Annotated in this window: 15 protein-coding genes; 2 read left to right on the forward strand and 13 right to left on the reverse strand. The window is 64.2% G+C overall.

Translation table 11 applies throughout. The annotated features are described in order from the left end of the window. Window positions 1-60 precede the first annotated feature (60 nt). The 13 genes from J3P86_RS26100 to tagH form a co-directional block, all read right to left on the reverse strand. Entirely contained in the window at window positions 61-441 is a 381-nt protein-coding gene (locus J3P86_RS26100) for a helicase (protein WP_434699122.1), read from the reverse strand. Window positions 442-1,075: 634 nt separating this feature from the next. Next, the gene (gene tagQ, locus J3P86_RS26105) at window positions 1,076-2,017 is read right to left on the reverse strand and encodes a type VI secretion system-associated lipoprotein TagQ (RefSeq protein ID WP_434699123.1); all 942 of its coding nucleotides are present in this window, start codon (window positions 2,015-2,017) and stop codon (window positions 1,076-1,078) included. An 85-nt stretch (window positions 2,018-2,102) separates the two neighbouring features. Continuing rightward, the gene (locus J3P86_RS26110; RefSeq protein WP_434699124.1) at window positions 2,103-3,830 is read right to left on the reverse strand and encodes a formylglycine-generating enzyme family protein; all 1,728 of its coding nucleotides are present in this window, start codon (window positions 3,828-3,830) and stop codon (window positions 2,103-2,105) included. Then, on the reverse strand, window positions 3,823-5,019 hold the full coding sequence (locus J3P86_RS26115) for an ABC transporter permease (protein ID WP_434699125.1): 1,197 nt from the start codon (window positions 5,017-5,019) through the stop codon (window positions 3,823-3,825). Before J3P86_RS26115 ends, J3P86_RS26110 begins: the two co-directional genes overlap by 8 nt. Further along, entirely contained in the window at window positions 5,019-5,735 is a 717-nt protein-coding gene (locus J3P86_RS26120; RefSeq protein ID WP_434698073.1) for an ABC transporter ATP-binding protein, read from the reverse strand. Before J3P86_RS26120 ends, J3P86_RS26115 begins: the two co-directional genes overlap by 1 nt. Further along, window positions 5,735-8,821, reverse strand: coding sequence for a protein kinase domain-containing protein (locus J3P86_RS26125; protein WP_434699126.1), 3,087 nt, complete (start codon window positions 8,819-8,821; stop codon window positions 5,735-5,737). The genes J3P86_RS26120 and J3P86_RS26125 overlap by 1 nt, the downstream gene beginning before the upstream one ends. Next, window positions 8,818-9,549: a PP2C family protein-serine/threonine phosphatase gene (locus J3P86_RS26130; RefSeq protein ID WP_434570876.1), complete on the reverse strand. Its 732-nt coding sequence runs from the start codon at window positions 9,547-9,549 to the stop codon at window positions 8,818-8,820. Before J3P86_RS26130 ends, J3P86_RS26125 begins: the two co-directional genes overlap by 4 nt. Continuing rightward, complete coding sequence (tagF, locus tag J3P86_RS26135; RefSeq protein WP_434699127.1) at window positions 9,550-10,203, reverse strand: type VI secretion system-associated protein TagF; 654 nt, start codon at window positions 10,201-10,203, stop codon at window positions 9,550-9,552. Continuing rightward, window positions 10,200-13,700 carry a type VI secretion system membrane subunit TssM gene (gene tssM, locus J3P86_RS26140; protein WP_434699128.1) on the reverse strand — a complete coding sequence of 1,167 codons (3,501 nt, stop codon included), beginning with the start codon at window positions 13,698-13,700 and terminating at the stop codon, window positions 10,200-10,202. The genes tagF and tssM overlap by 4 nt, the downstream gene beginning before the upstream one ends. Then, complete coding sequence (locus J3P86_RS26145) at window positions 13,697-15,007, reverse strand: DotU family type VI secretion system protein (RefSeq protein ID WP_434627072.1); 1,311 nt, start codon at window positions 15,005-15,007, stop codon at window positions 13,697-13,699. Before J3P86_RS26145 ends, tssM begins: the two co-directional genes overlap by 4 nt. A 6-nt stretch (window positions 15,008-15,013) precedes the next feature. After that, window positions 15,014-16,348 carry a type VI secretion system baseplate subunit TssK gene (gene tssK, locus J3P86_RS26150; protein WP_434696413.1) on the reverse strand — a complete coding sequence of 445 codons (1,335 nt, stop codon included), beginning with the start codon at window positions 16,346-16,348 and terminating at the stop codon, window positions 15,014-15,016. Window positions 16,349-16,363: 15 nt separating this feature from the next. Continuing rightward, window positions 16,364-16,870 carry a type VI secretion system lipoprotein TssJ gene (gene tssJ, locus J3P86_RS26155; RefSeq protein WP_434627070.1) on the reverse strand — a complete coding sequence of 169 codons (507 nt, stop codon included), beginning with the start codon at window positions 16,868-16,870 and terminating at the stop codon, window positions 16,364-16,366. Between the two features lie 68 nt (window positions 16,871-16,938). Continuing rightward, window positions 16,939-18,381: a type VI secretion system-associated FHA domain protein TagH gene (gene tagH, locus J3P86_RS26160; protein ID WP_434627068.1), complete on the reverse strand. Its 1,443-nt coding sequence runs from the start codon at window positions 18,379-18,381 to the stop codon at window positions 16,939-16,941. Between the two features lie 404 nt (window positions 18,382-18,785). Here tagH and tssA point away from each other — a divergent pair, with 404 nt between their 5' ends. Beyond that, a complete protein-coding gene (gene tssA / locus J3P86_RS26165) occupies window positions 18,786-19,811 on the forward strand; it encodes a type VI secretion system protein TssA (RefSeq protein ID WP_434654682.1) in 1,026 nt (341 codons plus the stop codon). Window positions 19,812-19,892: 81 nt separating this feature from the next. After that, window positions 19,893-20,408: a type VI secretion system contractile sheath small subunit gene (tssB, locus tag J3P86_RS26170; protein WP_186633609.1), complete on the forward strand. Its 516-nt coding sequence runs from the start codon at window positions 19,893-19,895 to the stop codon at window positions 20,406-20,408. Window position 20,409 lies beyond the last annotated feature (1 nt).

Genomic DNA, 20,409 nt, shown 5'->3' on the forward strand with positions numbered 1-20,409 from the left:
AGTCCAGCGGGGATAAATCCCCTCGCCACAGCCATCCCCTTGCTACCATGATCCGCTCGGCTAAACCTTCTTCGGTTTCCTCGGCTTCAAATACTTCATCAGCCCCTGAAACCAGATCACCAGCGCCGGGTTGCCTTTGATCTGGATCGACTTGTCCTGGATCCCGGTCATGAATGCCAACTGCTTGTTCTTCGCCTGCATCGTGGCGAAGCCATAGGCTGCATCCTTGAAGGCGATGGCGAAGGCCGGTGTCGGGTACGCACCGGAGTGGCTGGTGATGCGCTGGTTCTTCACGGTGTAATGCCTGGCGACCTTGCCGTCCAGGGTTTGCAACTGGAACACCAACTCCCGGTCGGCCAACTGTTGCTGGAACGCCGGATTGTTACGACTGGCCTTGCCCATCAACAACCCGAGCATCCACAGCAGCAAACGAAATTTCATGGGCACAGCCTCGTGAGAAAATGAATGGCCGGCGCAGTTTAGCGATTCCGCACCAGAACGCCATCATCGAATCCGGTTTGCGGAAGATAGACCTGGAATCCTGCATGATGACTGCCAAGTCACGTTTTTACATTGATGCCGACTGAACAGACGCTATCGCGAGCGGGCTCGCTCCCACAGGGGATTGGGTTTGATGCGGATCTTCAGCCACACACAAAAAACTGTGGGAGCGAGCCTGCTCGCGAAAGCTATGCCTCAGTCGACATCAATGCCAACTGAACGGACGCCATCGCGAGCAAGCTCGCTCCCACAGGGGATCTGGGTTTGTTGCGGATCCTTCAGCCACACAAAAAAAACTGTGGGAGCGAGCCTGCTCGCGAAAGCTATGCCTCAGTCGACATCAATGCCAACTGAACGGACGCTATCGCGAGCGGGCTCGCTCCCACAGGGGATTGGGTTTGATGCGGATCTTCAGCCACACACAAAAAACTGTGGGAGCGAGCCTGCTCGCGAAAGCTATGCCTCAGTCGACATCAATGCCAACTGAACGGACGCTATCGCGAGCAAGCTCGCTCCCACGGGTTTTACGCGGTGATCACTCCCCCTGAGGGAGTGACCAACCGTCATCAATCAATCAGACATTCGGGCAAGGCACCGGTGCCCAATCGCCCAGGTCCGGGTTTTTGCACATGCTGTTGACCTGGGTGGTGCCGGCGCTGGCGACCTGCTTGCCTTCATCCTGCTTGGCCTTGGCGGTCTGCAGGGTCTTCTCGGTGGCGACCGCTTCTTTCGGCACGGTTGGCAGCTCTTTCTTCTTCGCCGGCGTCACTTTCTTTTTATTCTTGGTGCTGGTCTGTGCCGCCACAACTTGCGTGGTATCAGCAGTGGCCACGGTCACCACGTCAGTACGCTGCACACCCACTTGCTGCAGGTCTTTTTCATAGGCCTGGGTGTAGTTGTTCAGGTCTTCGGCGGCTTTGCCGTTCACGGTGACGATCAGGTCGTTGGACTCTTTCAGGCCGGCAACGATTTCCGCCAGGCGCTTGCGGCCTTCGGTGTCGTTGACGGTCTTGGCCTTGCGGTCGGCGACCAGTTTGCTGAACGCGTTCTGGTAGCACTGTTGCGAAGCCTTGGCGTACGCGGTGCTGCGGTCGATGTCCGAAGCACTTTTGCTGACATCGGCGGCGTAGGAGGCGATGCGCATGTTGTCATCGGCGATCTGCTTCTGGCGCTCGGTGTAGTAACCGGCTGCGCCACCGGCCAGGGCGCCGCCCGCGGCACCGATGGCGGCGTTGCGGCCACGGTCTTCCTTGTCAGCGGTCAGCGCGCCCAGCAAGGCACCGCCGACGGCGCCGACGGCTGCGCCGGTGACCACGGACTTGGTCATGTTGCCTTCAGTAGAGCGCAGGTGCTGCACCGGCTCGTAGCAGTTCGGGTAGTACTCGACCTTGGTGCTCGAAGCGACCTTGGACGTCGGCGACGTGGCGCAGCCGGTCAGTACGGTGCTGAAGCCAACAGCGACCATCAGCAAATGACGCTTGGAAACCGAAGCAAAAGGTTTACGGGAGAAAAGCATAGTTGTGTTCTCGTTTAAGTTTTGACCAGCTCAGCACAGCCCTATCGCCGCCTGAGTCCCTTCCAAGCTCGCTGACAACGAACACTCAAGACCGCTGAGCGCTCGATGCGAGCAATTCCTTCAATATCGCCGCCGGGTCGGCTCGTTTCTGCTGACGATAATCCCCGACATGACGAACGAATAACGTTGCACGCGCCACCAGGCTCTTGCCCAGTACCGGTTTGCGCTCCAGCTCTTCCTTGATGCGCTGGAACTGCGCCTGGATCACGGCATCGGTGTAGCGCGTGCCGGTTGCCAGGTTGTCGATGTAGATCGCCACCGCGCCATCCAGCGCGCTGCGGCCGTTGTCGATGGCCGTGGCGAACAGCGTGGCACTGGCCTCGTCCTTGGCGTCCAGGGCCGCCTGCCGGCTGTTTTGCAGGTTGGTCAGGCGAATGTTGTAGTTGTTGATGGTCTCCGCCACCAGGGCCGAAGACTGGATCAGGTTGCCCGCCGCTTCCTCGCGCTGCTGGGCGATGAGCGAGACGTTGCGCTTGAGCTCTTCATTGACCAGTCCCAGCTCGGCTTGCAGTCGCGGGTCGGCGCTGGCGGCGATAATGCTGTCCAGGCGCTTGGTCGGGTCTTCGGCATCGTCGATGGCATCGGTGAGGGACGCGAGCCGGCCTTCCTTCTGCCATTGGGCGAACAATTCCTTGTAGCGCGAGCGCGGCGCCGACAGCGCCCCGACCGCCACGCGAAAGCCGGTGGTTTCGTTGCTCTGTTCGGTGCCGTCGGCGGCGAACAACGGGTATTCGCGGCGCATGCCGGTAAACAACGTGCCCTCGCCTTCCAGGTAGTTGCCACCCTTGACCACAAAACCGCCATAGGCGCCCTGACGGCGGCCGGCATGCACAAGCTGGAAGGATTCCTGGACCATCTCGGCGGCGTTGCCCATCACGTCGAACAACCCGATCGGGTTCGCCAGCTTGGTGCCGATGGGCATCAGTCGCGCCGCCTGGCCGGTGCCGCCGGCGACCTGGTTGAACACCGCCCAATCGGCCAACGGCCCGTCGCTTTCGCTGCCTTCCAGGCGTCGGGGAAACAATCGTCCTTCCAGGTCCTGGCGGCTCACGGCATGTCCACCACGGGCGGCGAATTCCCATTCGACCTCGGTGGGCAGGCGCACGAAGCCCAGCCCACCGTCTTCAGCGGAGGTACCGCGGCCGCTCACCGGCAACAGGTCCTTGTGGTATTTCATCAGCCAGGCGCTGTACACCGCCGAGAAGCGCTCGGCCTCGAACTTCGACAGCTTCACCTTGGGTAAGCGCCCGGCCATGCCCTGGGGCAACTCGGCCAGCAGCGCCTCGCAGGCCGGTGCCGGCTCGCCGCTGGCCAGCGATTGCGCCTGCGCCATGACCTGGGCGTACTGGCGGGCGGTCACTTCGTATTTGCCGATGAAGTACAGCATCGGCTTGAGCGGCGTCTTGGCGTCAGTCTTGGGCATCAACGGCGTGATGGTCTTGTTCCAGTCCTTGGGCAAATCCTTCAGGGTGAACTGGCCGTTGATGAAGTCGCGCCGGTAGCCGGAAATGAACGACTGTTGATAGCCCGCCTCGCCTTCGCTGAACGGGTAGCCGAGGCTGATCTCGCGGTCGTCCAGGGTGCCCTGGGCGAGGATGTAGACGTAGCGGAACACCATCTGCCCCTCGCACGGCAGCGGCAGGCTGACGTCGTCGGGCAATGGCTTGGGGTTGTCCAGTTTATCCGTGCCTTCATCAGCCCAGACCAGACCGGCCAGGCTCAGCGCCACGGCGGCGCCCAATAATTTATACATCGCGAATTCCTTCACACGCCTGGATGCGCGCCACCCGCCAACCGCCACAGGCCGCCGCGACGGCACTGACGCCGAGCACGGCCACCAGGGCCAAGGTGTAATGGCGCACCAGCAGATGGCTGGCGTATTCGCCGGGCATCTGCGCAAATAAATGATTCAGGCCCGACTGCGCCAGGCCATACAGGCCAACACTCAGCAGGGCCGCAAACATGGCACTGTAGAGCGCCTGCAAGACCACGAACAACAACAGCGCCGCCGTGGACACACCCAGCAGGCGCAACACCGACAGCTCCCGGCGCTTGCGCTCGACGGCCGCCAGGGCACCGGCAAAAATCGCCGCGAATGCACCGGCCAGCGCCAATCCGGCGATGATCCAGAACACGATCGACAGGTTGCGGCTCAACGATTGCACTTGTGCGATGGTCTGGGCCTGGGTCGACACCAGCAGGTTCTGTCCGGCGAAGTACTGACGCAGCGGCTCGACATCGCCGAGGCTGCGGGCATACAAACGAAACGCCGGATAAACCCGCTGCCCAGCGTCGCCCAGCGCATCGCCAGGCCAGCCGAACGCGGGCACGGCGCGGCCGTCACGGTAATCCTCGGCCGCCTCGAGCAATGCCAGTGGCGCGAACAGACCGTCCCGGGCGAAGGCTTCCAACGGCAGCACCTGCAACACCTGCACCCGTGTGCGCTGCGCCTCGCTGCGACCAGCCACCTGCCGGCCGAAACTGGCCTGCAACCAATCGCCAGACCTGGCGCCGAGTTTTTCCGCGGCGGTCTGGCTGAGCACCACTTGCTCCAGGCCTTGCGGCACCGGCAGTTGGTCGAACAGCGGATCGCCCAGCGCCGTGGGAATCATTTCGACCGTGACCGCCGAAGCCTCATTGCTCAGGTCCGCCGTGGCTGCGATCTGCCGAGTGCGCGGCAAGGCGAAGGCGACGTCGCTGCGCTGCCCCAGTTGTTCAACGAATCCGGCGCTGAAACGGCCACCGCCGAGGGGGATGATTTCCCGGGTCGCGGGGTCACGTTCCAGGCGCTCGGTCAGACTGCTGACCAGACCGAACTTCAGGCCGAACAACACCAGCAACGGCGCCACCACGGCGACCAGCGCCAGCACCGAACAGGCCGACAGCCAGGCGTCGTTGCGATAATCCTGCCAGGCCAGGGAAGCCACCAGCGCGCCGCGCATCAGCAAGCCTCCCCAAGGGTGGCGGTGACGCCGCCGTCCGTGTCGCGACGGCAGCTGATGCGCCGCACCTGCAAGCCGCTGGCGCGGGCCAGCGCCTCGTCATGGGTGGCAACGACGCAGCACACCCCCTGCTCCCGGGCCTGGGTCACCAGCAACTGCATGACGCGCTCGGCGTTCAACGGGTCCAGCGCGGCGGTCGGCTCATCGGCCAATAGCAGGCGCGGGCCATGGGCCAAAGCGCGGGCGCAACTGACCCGCTGGCGCTGACCCACGGACAGGTCCGTCGGTTTCTTGTCCAGTTGATCGGCGATGTCCAGTTGTCCAGCCAGGCGCGTCACGCTGCCGTCATCCTTCAAGCCCAGCAATTTGCGCGACAACGCGATGTTGCCGCGCACGTCCAGGAAGCCCAGCAGGCCTCCGGTTTGCAGAACATAGCCCAGGTGACGGCTGCGCAGCTCGGCCAAGGTGTCCTGTTGCGACGCACGCCACAGTTTGGCGATGTCCAGCGGTGTATTGGCGGGCGTGAAATCGAATTGCCCGGCCTGATCCGGCGCCAGCACCAGAGCGAGCAAGTCCAGCAGGGTGCTCTTGCCGCAGCCGCTGGGGCCGACCACCGCCAGCTGTTCACCGCCACGCAGTTGCAGCCGTGGAATCACCAGGCTGTAGCGCTGGCTGCCGGAGCCCCGGCTTTTGTGCACGGCGTTCAGGTTCAGCATCACGGCAGCGTCGACAACGGAACGCGGTACAAGGCATCGCCCGGCTCGGCATCGCCGAAACGCACCCAGTTGGCGAGATCGTTGTGGAAGGTTTCGTAGAGACGGATCTTCGACTCCAGCTCGTCGATGAAATCTTCCTGCTCGGCCACGCTCAAGGACAGCCACAGGTCCTGGGTCATGTTCAACGATTTGCTGCGGTACGGCAGCCCTTCCAGGTACTCGCCGAGGATGCCGCCGGTGGCGAGATTGCCGCCCTTGCGCAGGGCCGACGGGTCGCGGCTCATGTAGGCGCTGGCACTGGCGATTTCCTGGAAGAAATCCTTGGGCGAACTTTGGGTCTTGCGAGCCGCATCGACGATCAGCTTCAGCGATTGCTGCAGGTCGTTGAGCTGCAGCTTGGTCAGCATCACGCAGACCTGGAACGCCGGCAGCGCCGGGTTGGTCAGGTCGCGGTCGGCGGTCCAGGCGCTGACCAGTTGCGGCGCCTGGCTAGCGGTTTTGCGGCCGAGGAAATCCATGTGCATGGCGTAACCGACCGCCGCCGATTTGTCCGCCAGGCTTGGCGCGGCGCTGAGCAGCGGCACGCTTTGCGGCTTGTTGCTGCGCACCTGGTGCACGAGATCGGCGAACACCGAACCGATCTCGTCGACCCGCTCGCCGAACTTGCGCACGTCGGCGCCCGGCACCGGGATGTACAGGTCGCCGATCTGTGGATTGGCGTCGGCCGTCAGGGTGCGGTACTGGGTCTGGGCGCCGGCGTGGGTTTTCTTGCCGGCGTCGCTGAGCAGGTGCAAGGCGTAGATCTTGATCTGCTTGCCCAACGCGGCCTGGCGCACTTCGGCCTCGTTCATCTGCGTCGCGGCAAACGGGTCGTTCTTGCGCAGGGCACCGGCATCGGTCACCAGCAGGATCAGGCGCCCGCCGTAACCGGACCAGTCCACGCCTTCCACGGCTTCCATGACCCCGGCAAACGCATCCTCGTTGAACGAATGGCTCGACACGGTAGACGCCTTGACCTGCCGCGCCATCTCCAGGAAGCGTTGCGGGTCGCGGCCCTGCTCCAGCGTGATCAGAGTCTTGGCGGTGTACTCCAGGCCCGGGGTCTTCTTGATGCTGCTGCGGAAACCGACCATGCCGAAGCTGACGCTGTCCAACTCGCCACGTTCGCCGATGCGGGTCTGCAACTGATGCACCACGTCGCGGACCTGATCGATATAGGGCTGCATGGACACGGTGGTGTCCACCACCAGCACCACGGCGGTACGGAACGCGTCGGCATTGGCGGAGGTGATCGGCGTGTTGGTCGCGACCTTTTGCGCGTTGCCGGGGTCAATGGAGGCAACGTTCAGCAACTGCACCGGCTGGCCGTTGTCGTCGAAGCTTTCACGCGAATCGAAGATCGGCAACAGGTAGAACTGGTTTTGCGGTACGGCGCTGGCGGCCGGTTCCAGGGCCAGCACTTGCTGGTTGTCCTGAGGGCTTTGCTGGGCCTTGAGCAACGCATTTTTCGCGGCCGAAGGGTTCGCCAGGAGCTTTTCCACTTCGCCGGGCTGGCGCAGGAACATTACCGGCGCACGGCCGGAGCGTTCGGTGAACTTGAGCACCAGGCTCTGTTTCCAGTCGCTGACCTGGGCGGCGGGCAACCAGCCGTCGCTGCGCCCGTCGGTGGCCGCGCCGACCCGCACCCAGGCGCTGCCCTCCACGTCTTTGCGCTGATACACATACAACACCGAGAACGCCGGCAGCGACTTGCCCGGTGCGGCGCCCGGCGCGTCGGCGAGTTTCGCCCCCGGCTTGCTGAGCACACGCTGAAATAGGGTTTTCTTGCCGGCCATCAGCAATGGTCGCTGGCCGCCATCGGCCTCGGTCGCCACGGGGGGCTGAGTCGGAGGGGCGATGGGGGGCTTGACCGCTGGCACTTCCGGGGCCTTCGGTGGCTTCACTTCCGGTGGCTTGACCGAGGTGGTCGTAGTCACTGGCGTCTTCACTTTTTTGCCATTGTCACCGGCCAACCACCAATAACCTGCGCCGCCCAAGGCCAGCGCCACGGCGACCGCAACGGCGGCCAGGGCGAACACCGGCCGCTTGCGCTGCTCCGACACCGTCGACTGAGGCGTCGGTTTTACCGGCGGCGGGATCGGCCTGGGCTGCGGTTGTGCGTAAGCCGGGCCACTGGGAATGTCGATGGACACGGGCGTCAGGCCGGCCAAGTCATCCACCGGAGGCGGCGCGGCAGGCAGTTCAAACGACAACGGCCGGATCAGCGTCGCTTCCGACGATTCCTCTGGCAAGTTATCCAACGCGCGCAGCAACGCAGTCGCATCCGGGAAACGCTCCGCCGGATCCTTTGCCAGCAGTTTGCGCAGCACTTCCTGGTAACGACCGTGGTGCACCGGCAACTCCGGCAGCGGTTCGGTCAGGTGGGCCAGGGCCGTGGACAGCGCGTCGTTGCCGATATACGGCAGCTTGCCGACGAGGATCTCGTAGAGCACCACGCCCAGGGCGTACAGGTCGGCGCGGCCGTCGATGTCTTGCCCACGGGCTTGCTCAGGGCTCATGTAGCTCGGTGTGCCAACCGCGAAACCGGCTTGGGTGAATTGGGTGCGGTCGTCCAGGGACTTGGCGATACCGAAGTCCGACAGCACCGCCGTGCCATCGGCGCGAAACAGGATGTTGGCCGGCTTGACGTCACGGTGCACCAGGCCCAGGCCGTGGGCGTACCCCAGGGCCGAAGCGATCTGGCGGATGTAGGTCAGGCCCTGCTCCGGCGTCAGGCCCGCGGCGATGCGTTCCTTGAGCGTGCCGTTGGGCAGGTATTCCATCGCCATGTAGTACAGCTCACCGACATTGCCGATGTCATGGATGGTGACGGTGTGCGGGTGCGACAGGCGCGCCAGGGTCTTGCCCTCGCGCAAGAAACGCTCGCAGAAAGTCGGGTCGGCCGCCAGCGCCGCGGCCATGACTTTCAACGCGACCTTGCGCTCAAGCGAACGCTGGGTCGCCAGGTACACGCTGGCCATCGCGCCTTCGCCGATCTCGCCATCGATGTCGTAGCCGGGGATGACAATATTCAGGGGCAAGCTCATGACGGCACCTTCACAACGACCACGGTGATGTTGTCCGGCGCGCCGCGCATCAGACCCAGGGACACCAGGCTGCTGGCGATTTCGCCGGGCTCGTCGTGGCTCAATACTTCTCGGATTTCTTCGTCCTCGACGGTCTTGGTCAGGCCGTCGCTGCACAGCAGGTAGCTGTCGCCGGGCACCAGCAGCAGCTCGGTCATCGCCAGGTTCAATTGCGCCTCGACGCCGATGGCGCGGGTGACGATGTTGGCCCGCGGATGCACGCGGGCTTCGGCCTCGCTGAGCAAGCCGCTGTCCTGCAGATCCTGGACATAGCTGTGGTCGCGCGAGATGCCTTCCAGCACGCCGTCGCGCAAGCGGTACAAGCGGCTGTCACCGGCCCACAGGCACATGCCGCGCAGGTCGCGCGTGGCCAGCACCACCACGGTGCTGCCCATCATGGTCACGCCACGGTTGGCGGTTTCTTCGCGCACGGCGGCGTTGACCCGCAGCAGGTCGCTTTGCAGCGCCGCGATGTATTCGTCCAGCGAGCGGCCCACCGCAATGCTACGCAGGCTGTCGACAATCAGGCTGCTGACGTAGTCGCCCGCCGCGTGCCCGCCCATGCCGTCGGCGACTACCCACAAACCGTTTTCCGGCAGGTCCAGGCAGGCGTCCTCGTTGACCTGGCGGACCATGCCGACATGGCTTTTGCTTGCAGACTTGAAGGCTTTTCCAGCACTTGGACGCATCTACACAACACCTTCTTGGCCGAGCAAAAATTGCGCAAAATCAGCGGCGGCCGGCAGTCCCTGGCACCGCATCAAACCGGGCGCGATGCGCTCCGAACCCTGGCCCCACCACAGGCTGACGCCTTCGCAAGCCGACTCGGCGAGGGCGCTCATTCGCCGCTGCGAATCGGTGGCATCGAAGCGATGCAGGCTGGCGAAGCGACTGCTCGGGGTGCGCGGCAGGTACATCGGGCCAGCCAGGGTTTCCAGCTCCGCGTTGAAAGCTTCGAAACTGGCCTCCACGTTCAGTGTGCTCAACAGCAGGTTCTCGACCCGCTCGAACCAGTCGTCCGCGCCGCCGACCACCGAGGCAGGGTCGGCATCCGGGTCGAGCAACGCTGCAACGGTCAGCGGGAAATACCGCCCGACCCGGTCAATGCTTGGCATCACCACGCCAACCGCAGCGTCCGGCCCGCACACGCCGGGCGCGACCATGAAGCGCCACAGCGGGCTGACCAGATAGGCATCCAGCCAACGCTCGCCGAGGCTGGCCTGGCTGGCGAGCAAACCCGCCGCCAGCCACGAGTCCCACGGGCCGATAAAACTCTGCGGCAAGCCACGGCTGACGAAGTCCCCACGGCTGGCCAACTTTCCATAGAACCCCGCTGTACTCATAACCGCTCCGGCAGGCTGAAGCCACTGAGTACCCGGCTCTTGAACGGGTTGAAGGCGCTGTTGGCCCGCAACTCGTAGGAGGCGCTGGCGCCATCGACCCGCAGCCGCAGGTTGAAGCGATCCGGCGAGTTGCCGGCGGTCAGGTCCGACTGCTCCAGCAAGCGGAACCAGGCCCATGGCCCATCCAAGGTGATGCCGGAACGACCGCTGGACGACGGCGGCATGATCGAGATGCGCACCACACCGATGCTGCCCGGGTTCGGCCATTGCATGGCGGTCGGCCGGCTCGGGCCGTGGTCGTAGCTCAACTGCTGGCCGTCGAGGTCGAGCAGGAATTGGGTGATGGTCGAATCCATCGCCACCGGCTTGAGTTCGAAGCGCACCATCGGCTGCGTGCCGCCGGAACGGAAGAACGCATCGCGAATGGTCGCCGCGCGCTGGAAGGTTTGCAGCACACCCGGAGCGATGCCGAGCTTCTGCGCTGCGCCCGGCTGCCAACGCCAGGTCGGGGCCGAGGTATCGACGTAGGGTTGCAGGTACTTGCGGAAGTAGTTGTCCATCACCCCGCCGACGCCGAAGAACTGGCCGAAGTCATCGAGGGTCGCGTCCCGCGCGCTGCCCGGGGACATCGGATAACGCCCGGCCAGGGATTGGCGATAGATATTCACCACTTCGCTGGTCCAGGCAGCATTCAACTGATTGCGCACGCCGCCCATCATGGTGTTGGTGGTGGAGTTGACCACCGACTTGACCAGACCCTGCACCAGCGGCGGCTGGCGTTCGGCGTTGAGGCTGACGCGGGTGGCGGCGGCCGACGCCTGGTTCTTCGCTTCGCCGAGCAAGGCGTCGCCACTGGCGCCGACCATGGCGCTGACCTGCACATACAGGGCGTTCATGTCGGACAGCAGGCCGTCGATGGCCGCCGGTTCGCCTTCGCTCTTGCTGACGATGCTGTTGAGCTCGGCGAAGTGCGCGGTGATCGGGTCATCGCTGGTTTGCGGCGCGTTTGGCGTTGCCTGCTCCTGGCCGAGCAGGCTGCCGAGGCGCTCCTTGAGCTTGTCCACGCCGTCGCCCGCCGGTACGCCTTGGGCGGCGAGCAGGCGTTCGTCCTGTTGCAGGTCGGTTTCCTTTGCCACCGCCACCAGCAGCTTTTTCAGCGGCGAAGTCGGGCCGGAAAGCACCCGCAGCACATCGGCGGCCTGGGCCACGCTGGTGATCGGCACGAAGTCGATGTCGGCCAGCAATGCGTCCCACTGGCGCTGGTAATCCTGGAAGTACAGGCGCCGCACATCGGCGGCGAGGCTGGCGACGTTCTGCTGATCGGCCTGCTCAAAGCCCAGCACCCATTGCTCTTCAGCCAGGGTGCCGGTCTGGCTCAGGCTGGAGAGCAAGAAGCCCTGACGGTAACCCTTGACCGTGAAGAAGCCGCTCAGCGGCTCGCCCAACGGCTTGCCGCTCTTGCGGCTGAACACCAGCGCGGCGTCACGCCCGGCGGCTTCGTTGATGCGGAAGTCGGGGATGCCGTCGGGCAGCTTCTGCCGTTTGATGCGGTCGTAGACGCGCTGGGCCACCGGCAGTTGTTGCAGCTGGCGGCGCAGGTCCTCGATCAGGCGTGGGTCCAGGCGCGCGGTCGGCGGACGCCGCTCGAGCAGCGCCTGCAAGTGCCCGGTCAAAGCCTGACGCTGTTCGGCCGGCAGGTCGCGCGGCAGGCTGCGGTCCCAATCGAGCGCAATCCAGGCCTTGATGAAATCGGCGTCGTAATGCTCGTTGTCGGCGAGCATCAGGTAGGCCTTCAGCCCCTCGTAAAGGAAGTCCGAGTTGCCGCCGCCGTGCAGTTGCTCTTCGATGCGCGTCAGCAGGCGCGGCGCAAACACCGCGATCAGCAGTTTGCGATAGACGCTACCGGACTCGGCTTCGAGCATGTCGCCCTGATACAGGCCCAGGCCTTCGGCCCAGTCCGGAGCATCGTCGGCCAGATGCTTCACGGCGTTGAGCAGCGGCAATACCGCGAGTACGTCGCGCTGGGCCGGGCTGAGGTTCTGCACGGTCTGGCCCAGCGGCGCGACCTTCTGGTCGACCTGGGCGATGTAGGCCTGGTTGGCGCGGTAGCTGACCCACCACAACGTGCCGACCACCAGCACCACCAGCACGGTAGACGCCAGCACGCCACGAGCGATCCACTTGCGCCGGCGCTCGACTTTCGGGTCCACCCCCACCAGCCCGCGCTCGGCGAAGGCCACGGCGCTGAAGAGTTTTTCGATGAAGTAACTGCGCCCGGTACCGGTCTGGCGCGCCAGGTGCTGGCGGTCCAGGTTCATGCTTTGGGCCATGGAGCCGATCAGGCGATCGATCGGGCTGCCTTCCTGGGTGCCGCTGGTGAAATACACGCCACGCAGCAACACACGCTCTTCGAACGCATTGGGTTTGAACACGCCGTCGAGGAAACTTTGCAGGCAATCCTTCAGTGCACCGAACTGCTGCGGGAAGCCGTAGATCAGGTCGCGTCGCGCCGGGTCGCGCTCCTGTTGCAGGCGCTCGACGAGGCGGTCGTTGAGGCGCTGCTCGAGCAGGGCGAATTCACTCTGCAGGTGCGCCAGCGGGCTGTCGTTGCTCTTGCCATCGTCCAGGGTGAAAGTCATGCCCCAGACCTGGGCGCGCTCTTCCTTGCTCAGGTTGTCGAAGTACTCCATGAACCCCGGCACCAGGTCGAGCTTGGTGAGCATCAGGTACACCGGGAAACGCACGCCCAGCTGCGTGTACAACTCCTGGATCCGCAGGCGGATTGCCGCCGCGTGGGCGGCACGTTCGGCGTCGCTGCCCAACAGCAGGTCCGAAAGGCTGATGGCGATAAACGCGCCATCGATCGGGCGTCGCGCCCGCTGTTTTTTCAGCAGGCCGAGGAAGCCCAGCCACGCGGCCTTATCGACGGTCGCATCGCTGTCCTGGGTGGTGTAGCGACCGGCGGTGTCGAGCAACACCGCCTCGTCGGTAAACCACCAGTCGCAGTTGCGCGTGCCACCGACACCGCGCACCGCGCCGGCGCCCAATTGCGCCGCCAGCGGGAAATGCAGCCCTGAGTTGACCAGTGCGGTGGTCTTGCCCGAGCCCGGTGGGCCGATGATCACGTACCACGGCAACTCGTAGAGGTTACGGCGCTCGTCACCGCCCAGCTTGGCTTTCTTGAGCAGGGCCAGGGCCTCGTCCATGCGCTGGCGCAAGGTTTCGAGCTCTTCGGCGGTGGCGATGCTGGTCGGGTCCGGCGGAGTCTGCGCGGCCAGGCTGCGCATGACCTCGGCGGCCTGCCGGCGGGCCTGGATGATGCGGAACAGGCGATAGGCGATCCATACCGCAAACACCAGGATGATCAGCGCCCAACGGCGCCCTTCAGGCACCAGCCAATCGAGCAGCGGGCCGACGAACCAGATGATCAGGCTCAGGGCGATCAGCCCCAGCAACGGGATGACCCAACGGGTCATGAAACTGAAAAACGCCTTCACTCGACCCCCTCCGCCAATACTGTGATTTCAACCCGACGATTGCGCGCCCGCCCCTCGGTCGTGGCGTTGGACGCCAACGGCTCGGTGTCGCTGCGGCCTTCGGCGCTGAAGCGCTCGGGCTGGCCGGTCTTGGCCGAAAGAATGTCCAGCACCGACCTGGCCCGGGCTTCGGACAAGGCCCAGTTGGACGGAAACCGCAAGGTCGCGATCGGGCGATTGTCGCTGTGGCCGGTCACCAGCACCTGGCCCTTGACCTTGCGCACGGCATCGGCGATGCGCAGCATCAGCGGCTGGAAATCATCCTTGATGCTGGCGCTGCCGGAGGCGAACAGTTCATCGCCACGGATGGTCACTACCGAGCGGTCGACGGCATCTTCCACAGCAATCCGGCCGGCCCTGATTTCATCGGCGAGGAACCCGGCCAGGCGCGGACGTTCGATCACTTTCGGCTGGACCACCGGACGGTCGATGGTCTGCACCGGAATTTCGCCGAGGAAATGAATGTTCTTGAACACTGGCTCGGCATCGGCGGCCAGCTTCATGCGCAGGCCGAACAGCAACGCCAGCAACAGGGCAATGCCAATGGCCACGGCGATCCATGGCGGCATGAACTGCGCCAGGCGATCGCGGGCCACGGTGACCCCACGCCAGTGCGGCGACAGCTCGCGTTCGTAGTCGCCACGGGCGCTGCGGATGACCGCTGCGGTGCGTTCGCGCAGCGCTTCCAGTTGGCTGCGGCCGTCGTTCATGACCCGGTAGCGCCCTTCGAAACCCAGGCACATGCACAGGTACAAAAGCTCCAGCAGGTACAGACGCTCGCGCGGGCTTTGCAGGCAGTGCTCCAGCAGCTGGAAGACTTTCTCGCCGCCCCAGGCTTCGTTGTGCACAGTGATCAACAGGCTCTGCTTGCCCCAGTCGCTGGTGCCGCCCCAAGGCGTGCTCAGCACCGCCTCATCCAGCGCGGTGCACAAGGCGTAGCGGGCCAGCAAGACGTCGTTGCGCACCACGCCGGCGGCTTCGGCGCGCTCTTCGAACTGGCGCAGGTAGGCCAGCAATTGGGCGCGCAAGCTGGCCGGAGCCGGGTGGGCGATGGTGCTGCGCAAGCGCGTCAGCAGGGCCAGCAGCGGGCCGGCGGCGCTCTCCAGCGGGTTGAGGCCCTGGGCTTTGCCGGTCAACAGCGGCGCGGCCGGCATCGACAGCGGCGCCGTCGCGGGTGCCGGTTGCGGACGCCCCGGGTCCGGGCGGAAAGGGTCCGCGCCACGGCCACCGGGGGTCGGCATGAACTGGGTACGATCGTCGTTGCTCATCGCGGTTTATCCTCGGATCGCCCAGAAAGCCAGGTTCAGCCCCGGGAACTGGCCGGCGATGTGGAACGCAAAGCCGCCGGAGTTGCTCAACTGTTGCCAGTGATCGCTGCCCCGGTCCAGCTCGTAATAGGTGGATCCGGCGTGGTACGGAAGTTGGCGTGGCGCCACCGGCAACGGCAGCAGGCCAATGCCCGGCAGTTGCAGGTTGACCAGGTCGCGAATGTGCTCCACCGAGCCGACTTTGCTCTGCTGGCCGAAGCGGCCGCGCAGGGTTTCGGCGGGAACGTCGGCGCGCACCACGAGAATGAAACTGGCGCTGTCGAGCAGGGTCTTGTCGGCCAGCATCGCCACATGGATGCCGTAGGCTTTCTCGACAATCGGAATCGGCGTGGCCTTGCTGTCGATGAGCATCGACAGGGCCTCGCGCAAGGCTTGCATCACCGGCGTGAAACTCAGCACCAGGTCATCGTGCTGGTACTGCGGATATTCCTGCGGGCGGCGGCCGGATGCGGTAAAGGTCGAGAACTCCCCGGCCAGGCTCACCAGCTCGCTGTAGAAACGCTCGGGATGCAGCGGACTCAGCTGACTCAGGTGCTGGATCAACGGCTGCGCGCGGTTGACCAGTTGCAGCAGCATGAAATCGGCAATCTCCGAGGCCCCACCCGCGCCGGAGGCCACGACCCGCCCGGCCAGGGCTTCGCCGCGCTGGTGCAGCAGGCCCAGCAGCTCACTGCGGAACGCTGCCAGTGACTTCGAAGCCGCTACGTCCAGCAGCGGCGGGATGTAATTTTCATCCAGCACCAGGGCGCGATCGGCGCGTTTTTCCTTGATGCGCACCACGCCAATCGCGGCGTAATCGCCGATGCCATCCTGGGCGGTCAGCAAACGCAGCGCCCGGGAACCCACGGCCACCGGTGCGCGGTTTTCGAACGGCGCATTGTCATCACGCACTTCGCAGACCTGGCTCACGTAGCGCGCAGCGCCCAAGGGCTCACCTTCGTCCACGGTGTCGCGGGCGCCGGCGCGCTTGAGCGGCAGGGCCAGGTACACCAGGCCGTCACGCAGGTTGTCGTCAATGTTCAGCGGCGTCGGCGCAACGTCGTCCTGGGGAATATTGAACGGCGTGCCGTCGGGCAGCAGGCCCTTGGCCGAGATGATCGCCAGCTTGCCCTGGGCCAGCAGGCCCTGATCGGTCAGCAATTCGGAAAAACCCCAGGCGCCTGCCGACAGTGGACGGCTGCGGGAATCGATGAGGTTTTCCAGGTAACGGTCATGCTGCTGGAAGTGCTGCGTTCCAATGAACATGCCTTCCGACCAGACCACGCGATTGTTCCAGGACATGGGGGCTCCGATTGCTTATTGGGCAGGGCTGGATGGGGGGACGACGACGGCGCTGCGCACGGCACGCACATCGAGGCTGATCTGGTATTCGGTGTATTGGCGCGCCGGGACATTCATCACCGTGCGCCACAGCGACTGGTCCAGCTCGCGATAGCCCACCAGGATTCCGATATGCCGGGTGGCCGGGTCGAGATCGCGTTGCAGGCTCAGTTGCTGGTCCGGCTGGATCAGCACTTCGTCCTGGTCGATCAGGTCAGCCCCCAATGTCGCCTGCGCCCGTTCGGCCAGGGCGAAGTAGTCGGCGCGGGCGAAGGTGGCGGCGTTCTTCAACTCGAAAATGCGCACCCGTACCGGCGCCGGCTGGCCGCTGGCGCCGGGGTTGAGCCCGGCGATGGCGTGGAAGTGCAACTCGACGGCGGCGGTGTCGGCTTCAGCCTCTTCGGGCTGGGGAGCGGCCGCATCCTTGGCGCACGCCGTCAGCAGAAGTGCTGTGGCGACTGCGAGTAAAAACCTGGGAATCATCCTGCGTCCTCAATGACGTTTGAGCTATCCGTTGTGTGCTTGAAAAGTGTTGTCTGGCCCGGTGCCGCTCAACGACGTCGCTGTCGCGTGCTGTGTTCTTCGTAGGCGCGGCTGAACTCCCGACCGAACAGGTCCTGGAAGTCTTCCTGGGCCTCCCGGGAAATGTTGCTGTAGAGCTCGGTGAATTGCTGCCAGTACTGGGCCTGGCGCGACCCGCTGAAAATCCCCGACAACCCGCCGGGCTTGCCCATGCGCTCTTCCAGCTGGGCCGGCTCGAAACGCGCCAGCAGATGCTTGATGGCCGCTTCCACACCGGCCATCACCGCCAGTTGATGCGCGCGTAAATCGTCAAAGCTGTCGCGCACCGCCACGTCCGGCGCCATGAAGGCCTGGTTGCCGTGGCGCAACAGCAACAGCAGGGCTTCGTCGACGTTCGGGGCAAATTTGAGCGGGTTGTTTTCCACCGGTTGGATCATTGTCTGCTGGATGCGGAACTCACCCTTGAGGCTGCTGCGGGCGCGCAGCACATCGATCAGGCCCTCGACCATCAATCGATAGCTGCGCCCGATGCTTTCCATCTGCGCCTCAGCCTGGACTTTGTCCAGGCGCAACTGATCCAGCCCGGCGCCGCGCAGGAACGCTTGCAGCAGGTCGGGGCCAGAGGTGTCGGTTGGGGTAGCCGTCGGCTCGACGCGGCTGACCGGCGCTTCGCGCGGTGGCGCGGGCTCGATCGGCGCAACGACTTGCGGGATCGGCGGCGCGGGAACGGGCTCGATCACCGGCAATGGCGGCACGGAAACCGGCTCCGGCAGCGGCGCGACGGGAATCGGCGCAACCGGCGCAGGCGTGTCGCTGAACAGGTCCCAATCATCCGGGATAACCGGAGCAGGCGTCATTGGCAGCGGTTGGACCACTGGCGGCGGACTCGGGCGCGGAATCGGCGTGGGCGGGCGGAAATCATGTTGCTCGGCCGGAACGTGATCGGGCTGGGTGGCTGGGGGGACGCTGCTCGGAGCAAGGAAGTCGAACAGGTCCGGCAGCGTGTCCATGGACGACACACCCTGGAAATGCGCAGGCGTGGCCACGGGTATCGGCGCCGGCGTATTCACGGCGGCACCCTGGCGCCCCATCAAGGCTTCGAAGCTGCTGGGCGCTTCGGCGAACGGATTGCTGTCGGTGACCGGCAGGCTGAAATCCACGCGCGCCTGGATCTCGTAATCACCGATGCGAATGACTTCGCCATCCTGCAGCGGCTCGCTGTTGCCTTTGCGCAGGCGAATGCCGGCCTTGACCAACTCCACGCCATTGGTGCTGTTATCGGTCAGATAATAGCGCCCGTCCTTGTATTGGATAACGCAATGTTGCCCAGAAACCAGGCGCTCCGGGTCGGGCAATACCCAGTCATTATCGGAATTACGGCCAATTGCCATCACCCCTTGGTTCAGGGTCTTTTCAGAACACTGTCCAGGGGTAATCTTGTGATAACTAGTGATAGTCAAACACAGCGGCATCTTGCCTCCTTGCTGATTACTTCTTTTCGCCGACGGAACAATGGACCTGAGCCCCCGGCTGCGCGCTAAAAACCTTGCAAACAACCCGGAACGGCGTTTTGCCAGCATGATTGCTGATCTTAACCGGCCTGCGTGACAAAAAAACCTGCATCGGTGCCTGCTTCGACCTACCAGTCGCGCGGGTTGTTAAGCACCTCACAACTGTCACATCGGCGAAATAGCTTACCTTGACAAGGGATAAGTACTACACCAAAAATGCACAACTTCTTGAATATACATGATGGCACTTTAAGATCATCTCGCACTTATAGCGCCATTACGGTCAAGGAACATGTGAAGTTTCATCCGAAACTTTCATGTGCACTGCCCGACTTCTTCAGCGGGTGATAGGGAGATCGATCCAAGTGGATGTGCCTTTGCTGCTCGCCGCCGTTTCCGCGAATTCGCCTTGCGGTGAAGACCTGGAATATGACGCGGATTTCTTGCGCCTGGAACGCGACTCCCGAGGCCAGCCCGAGCGCAGCATGGGCGACTCGATTCTGCCTGCAGAACCCCCTGAATGGCGCAGCATCCAGCAGCAAAGCCTGGACCTGCTCGCGCGCAGCAAAGACCTGCGCATCACCCATTTCCTGCTGCAAAGCTCCCTGGCCCTGGAAGGCATTCCCGGCCTGGCCCGTGTATTGACGCTGATCAACGAGCTGCTCAAGCAATACTGGGCCGACCTGCACCCGCGCCTGGATGCCGATGATGACAACGACCCCACCGTGCGCATCAATGCCCTTGCCGGCCTGACGTCGGACGTCACCATCCGCCTGCTGCGCGAAAGCATCCTGGCTCGCTCGCGCACGTTCGGCAACGTCAGCCTGCGCGCCGCCGCCAACGCCAGCGGCTTGCAGAGTTTCCCCGATGAAAGCCTCGGCGCCGAACAACTCGCCGGCGCCCTGCTCGACAGCGATCCCGAGCAGCTGGAAGTCATTCGTGCCGCCCTGCTGGAAGCCCGTAGCGCCGCCGAATCCATCGAACAGCAAGTCAGCGACCAGGTCGGTTCCGCCCAGGGCGTGGACCTCGGCCCGCTGAAACAACCGCTGAAGATGGCCCTGCAGATTCTCGGTCAGTTCGCCCCGCAGAGCGGCGACAGTGCCCTTGTCGATCCCGTCGAAACCGACAACGCCGCGCCGGTTGAATACGCCAGCGCCCCCAGCACGCCGCGCAGTACCGTCGCCGGAGAAATCAACAACCGCGACGATGTCCTGCGCAGCCTGGACCGGATCCTGGCGTACTACACCCGTCATGAGCCCTCCAGCCCGCTGCCGGTGCTGTTGAACCGGGCGAAGAATCTGGTGCACGCCGATTTCGCGGCGATCGTACGCAACCTGATTCCCGACGGCATGAGTCAATTTGAAAACCTGCGCGGCCCGGAAAGCGAATAAAAAGCGAGCGGATCACGCAGTCACGTCATAGGTACCCCCGATGACGCCAACACCGTCGCTCAAGCGACCAGGAGCAGCAACGTGGCGAAGCAAAGTTCTCAGAAATTCATCGCGCGCAACCGCGCGCCTCGAGTGCAGATCGAGTACGACGTCGAGCTCTACGGCGCCGAGAAAAAGGTCCAGTTGCCCTTCGTCATGGGGGTAATGGCGGACCTGGCCGGCAAGCCCGCGGAGCCTCTGGCGCCGGTGGCCGATCGCAAGTTCCTCGAGATCGACGTCGACAACTTCGACTCGCGTCTCAAGGCCATGCAGCCTCGCGTGGCGTTCCATGTGCCTAACGAACTGACCGGCGAAGGCAACCTGAGCCTGGACCTGACGTTCGAAAGCATGGACGACTTCAGCCCTGCGGCCGTGGCCCGCAAGATCGATTCGCTGAACAAGCTGCTCGAAGCGCGCACTCAACTGGCCAACCTGCTGACCTACATGGACGGCAAGACCGGCGCCGAGGAAATCATCATGAAGGCGATCAAGGACCCAGCGCTGCTGCAGGCCCTTGCCAGCGCGCCAAAGCCCGCCGATGCAGAGCCCAAGGCTTAAG

This window comes from Pseudomonas sp. D1-1 (assembly GCF_051132225.1).
GTDB lineage: Bacteria > Pseudomonadota > Gammaproteobacteria > Pseudomonadales > Pseudomonadaceae > Aquipseudomonas.

Coding starts and splice junctions, on each gene's coding strand:
- J3P86_RS26100 (WP_434699122.1), bottom strand. CDS start 441: ATGAAATTTCGTTTGCTGCTGTGGATGCTCGGGTTGTTGATGGGCAAG.
- tagQ (WP_434699123.1), bottom strand. CDS start 2,017: ATGCTTTTCTCCCGTAAACCTTTTGCTTCGGTTTCCAAGCGTCATTTG.
- J3P86_RS26110 (WP_434699124.1), bottom strand. CDS start 3,830: ATGTATAAATTATTGGGCGCCGCCGTGGCGCTGAGCCTGGCCGGTCTG.
- J3P86_RS26115 (WP_434699125.1), bottom strand. CDS start 5,019: ATGCGCGGCGCGCTGGTGGCTTCCCTGGCCTGGCAGGATTATCGCAAC.
- J3P86_RS26120 (WP_434698073.1), bottom strand. CDS start 5,735: ATGCTGAACCTGAACGCCGTGCACAAAAGCCGGGGCTCCGGCAGCCAG.
- J3P86_RS26125 (WP_434699126.1), bottom strand. CDS start 8,821: ATGAGCTTGCCCCTGAATATTGTCATCCCCGGCTACGACATCGATGGC.
- J3P86_RS26130 (WP_434570876.1), bottom strand. CDS start 9,549: ATGCGTCCAAGTGCTGGAAAAGCCTTCAAGTCTGCAAGCAAAAGCCAT.
- tagF (WP_434699127.1), bottom strand. CDS start 10,203: ATGAGTACAGCGGGGTTCTATGGAAAGTTGGCCAGCCGTGGGGACTTC.
- J3P86_RS26145 (WP_434627072.1), bottom strand. CDS start 15,007: ATGAGCAACGACGATCGTACCCAGTTCATGCCGACCCCCGGTGGCCGT.
- tssK (WP_434696413.1), bottom strand. CDS start 16,348: ATGTCCTGGAACAATCGCGTGGTCTGGTCGGAAGGCATGTTCATTGGA.
- tssJ (WP_434627070.1), bottom strand. CDS start 16,870: ATGATTCCCAGGTTTTTACTCGCAGTCGCCACAGCACTTCTGCTGACG.
- tagH (WP_434627068.1), bottom strand. CDS start 18,381: ATGCCGCTGTGTTTGACTATCACTAGTTATCACAAGATTACCCCTGGA.